The sequence below is a fragment of the Pseudanabaena biceps PCC 7429 genome, from assembly GCF_000332215.1.
GTDB classification, from domain to species: Bacteria; Cyanobacteriota; Cyanobacteriia; order Pseudanabaenales; family Pseudanabaenaceae; genus Pseudanabaena; species Pseudanabaena biceps.
This window is the reverse complement of sequence record NZ_ALWB01000328.1, coordinates 1-3,004: the sequence shown is the minus strand read 5'-3', so window position 1 is coordinate 3,004 and position 3,004 is coordinate 1. Positions and strand designations below refer to the sequence as shown.

At 38.3% G+C, this 3,004-nt stretch carries 3 protein-coding genes and 1 pseudogene; 1 reads left to right on the top strand and 3 read right to left on the bottom strand.

Features of this window, described 5'->3' with window-relative positions; translation table 11 throughout:
• Positions 1-212: 212 nt before the first annotated feature.
• From PSE7429_RS21780 to PSE7429_RS21770, 3 genes are all read right to left on the bottom strand, one after another.
• Complete coding sequence (locus PSE7429_RS21780) at positions 213-560, bottom strand: type II toxin-antitoxin system RelE/ParE family toxin (protein ID WP_009629541.1); 348 nt, start codon at positions 558-560, stop codon at positions 213-215.
• On the bottom strand, positions 550-777 hold the full coding sequence (locus PSE7429_RS21775) for a hypothetical protein (protein WP_009629540.1): 228 nt from the start codon (positions 775-777) through the stop codon (positions 550-552). The genes PSE7429_RS21780 and PSE7429_RS21775 overlap by 11 nt, the downstream gene beginning before the upstream one ends.
• Before the next feature lie 447 nt (positions 778-1,224).
• Positions 1,225-2,097 (bottom strand): DUF6920 family protein, encoded by an 873-nt coding sequence (locus tag PSE7429_RS21770; protein ID WP_040690163.1) that lies wholly within the window; start codon positions 2,095-2,097, stop codon positions 1,225-1,227.
• Positions 2,098-2,721: 624 nt separating this feature from the next.
• On the opposite strand from PSE7429_RS21770, the pseudogene PSE7429_RS21765 reads away from it, so the two are divergent.
• Positions 2,722-3,004: pseudogene (locus PSE7429_RS21765) on the top strand (DUF4277 domain-containing protein); the annotation flags it as partial.

Genomic DNA, 3,004 nt, shown 5'->3' with positions numbered 1-3,004 from the left:
ACCTCACACAACTTACCTGTTTTGGTTCTGACAGTAAAAACAAGATGTACTTGTTCAAGTCACATTTTGCCGTTGATGGTTTGCTGATTTCCCTCATTTTTGCTATGGCTATTGCTGGCTAACTCAATGCCTATTTTCTCCCTTTTGTCAATGCGTAACTTCTACAATTGTATATTTTGCTGGATTACGCTCGCGCTAAAATATTTTCGTAGCTATTCCTCTACAAATTCTTTAATAATTTTTTCAATCACATTATTCTCTATATCTGATGTGTCAGACTTAGAATAAATCGTCACCAAAACCACACTGGTTTCAGTTTTCAGATAATAAATAACCCGATAACCTGCATTTTTTCCCTTTTGAATATTGCTGTTTTTGAGACGAACCTTAAATACTTGATTATTTAAACCAGAAATTTGATCGCCTAAAATTTCTCCTGATTTAAGCTGCTCAACTAAAGGTTCTAGATCCTTACGAATTGAACGATAACGTTTAGCTAATTGACTAAGATCTTTTTTAAAACGGGAAGTCAGAAAAATTTCGATAGAACTACTCGACATCAATCCCCTCCCACATTTGAGATAGAGGAATAGTTTGACCACTCATCGCTTCTTTTAGTCCTTGTCTAATACCCTCGATAACAACATCATCAGGCGTGTCATCAAGATTCTCACGAGTTTTTTCGACTAAATATTGTAAAATTTCTTGTTGTTCATTCAGTGAAAGTTGATCGATCAAAGTAAAAACCTGATCTTTTGTAATTTGCAAAGTTAGCATAAGTGTCAATTTCCTTGAGTGTTATTCATAAATTTAGCAAAATACTATTTTCTATTGCCTAAATTATAACCGCACATCAATCTCCAACGACTCCCCCCCGAATCAGGCGATCGCATCAACAATCGATCTTCTAAAGGCGATCGCTATTATTGTGAGTTGTGAGTTCTAGGCGATCTCTTCAATTATCTATCTCCTACAGGCGATCGCTATTCCTGTGATTCGTGATTTCTAGGCGATCGCATTAATAACAATTTATCTACTGAAGGGTTTACTAAAGGCGATCGCACTGTAAAGATTAGGATTCAGTCAACTTGATTAACTTAACGTGAGTTCGACGAGCTAAAAGACGGCAGAAGGGAGAGCAGGCAGACCTTTGATGCTTATGTAAGTCCTAAGAATATAACCTAATTAAATTCTAGATAGTAGGGGCGCAAAGTTCTGTCTATCCTACGATGCAAACTCATAATTGATTTTGGTGACTTTCCCTTTGAAATAGAGTTGAACACCTTCGGGATGCTCCCACCCTACTTCTCCTTCCAAGGGAATCCGCATTCCATTACAAATGGAATATTCTCTAAAATTACCGACCCAAGGCATAAACACCGATTTACCTCCAACTACGCGATAACAACGGGCTTCAGCACGCATACTGATAATTAATCCCTCAGCATCAAACTGAAACACAACGGAGGCGGTTATTTCTCTATCGGTCAGAGTAGCGCGACTAGAATGCTGATTGATCGCTTCCCAGACCACGCCCTGACTAGGAAGCAATGATGTCGGATACCAAACTGCTTCCGCAAAGAAGCGTAATAATTCGCCTTGGTTTAATTCGGTCGTATTGTGCATTTTGGCAACTGTGAAAAGACCGAGTATTGAGGCTTGGAGATCTCCTTCCCCTAAAAGATAGGTATCATGGACAAATATATTTATGAATGGAACTATCTGAATTTTTGCATCCCAATCAAAGCCAAGCTTTTGCGTAGTCACAAGTTGTGTAGCCGTAAACCTATGCCATTTAGTCTCTGTTTCATTCATATGGAACTGTCCGTGCTGAGATAGTTCAACCTTGGTGACGATCGCTTGTCCATCCTGAAGCACAGCCTTAAAAAATCGCTGTACAGGCTCTGGTAAGTCTATAATCTCTTTGGAGTCATAGGTTTTAGGCTCAAGTGATTGTTGTTCGTTTGTCAGGTTGACCCGTAATTTATCAGTCTCAAATTGCCAGCGATCGCGCCCATACATCGTAATGATCGCCAACAAAGCTACGATCAAGATGATAATAATGGCTATTGGTGGTAATTTCAACGAATAGCTCATAAACAAACCTAAGCTTAAGCTAAATACAGCTAGTATGAGGACTATAAACCGCCATGTTTGAATGAGTATCATTATATTTATGTAAATATTTTAACTATGACAGGCGATCGCTTGATTTCTTGATTGAATTGATTAATTACGATACAAGATAGAACTAGATTAAAATTTTATTGGAGAGAACATCTATGAACCAATGCTTTTCTTACTTTGGAGATCGCACCAACAATCTATCTTCATAAAAGCGATCGCTATTACTGTGAGGCATGATTTTTAGGCGATCGCACCAACAATCTATCTCTTAAAGGCGATCGCTAGTAATGTGAGTCGTGATTTTTAGGCGATCGCATCAACAATCGATCTTCTAAAGGCGATCGCTTAACAATTATTTGTTCACGAAGTCAACCATTTTTGATTACTTAATCTTTGCTCGAAACTCTAACTTAATTTATGGATTTCTGGAATGAAGGTAAATAACAAGATCATTTAGACTTTTAACCCACATTCCGCTCGTAATGGAAGGGTAAAATAATTACCAAAAAGCAAAAAAAGGAGGTAGGTATTAATACAGAGATAAAAGTATCGAACCTAGATCATCTAGGGATCGTGGCAGGAATCATTGATGAGATGGGAATCGAGAAAGAAATAAACATGATAATCGGGAGAAGCTCAAGAGAAAAAGTAAGCGCAGGGGTAATCGTCAAAGCCATGCTACTGAATGGACTAGGATTTGTATCAGCACCCCTGTATATGTTTAGTAAATTTTTTGAAGGAAAAGCAACCGAGCACTTATTGGGGAAGGAATAACAGCCGAGCAAATCAACGATGACCGCATCGGACAAGTACTAGATGACTTACATGAAGCAGGACTGAGTAAGACATTTTTTAGGAATCAGCCTGAAAGCAGTAG

Coding starts and splice junctions, on each gene's coding strand:
- PSE7429_RS21780 (WP_009629541.1), bottom strand. CDS start 560: ATGTCGAGTAGTTCTATCGAAATTTTTCTGACTTCCCGTTTTAAAAAA.
- PSE7429_RS21775 (WP_009629540.1), bottom strand. CDS start 777: ATGCTAACTTTGCAAATTACAAAAGATCAGGTTTTTACTTTGATCGAT.
- PSE7429_RS21770 (WP_040690163.1), bottom strand. CDS start 2,097: ATGAGCTATTCGTTGAAATTACCACCAATAGCCATTATTATCATCTTG.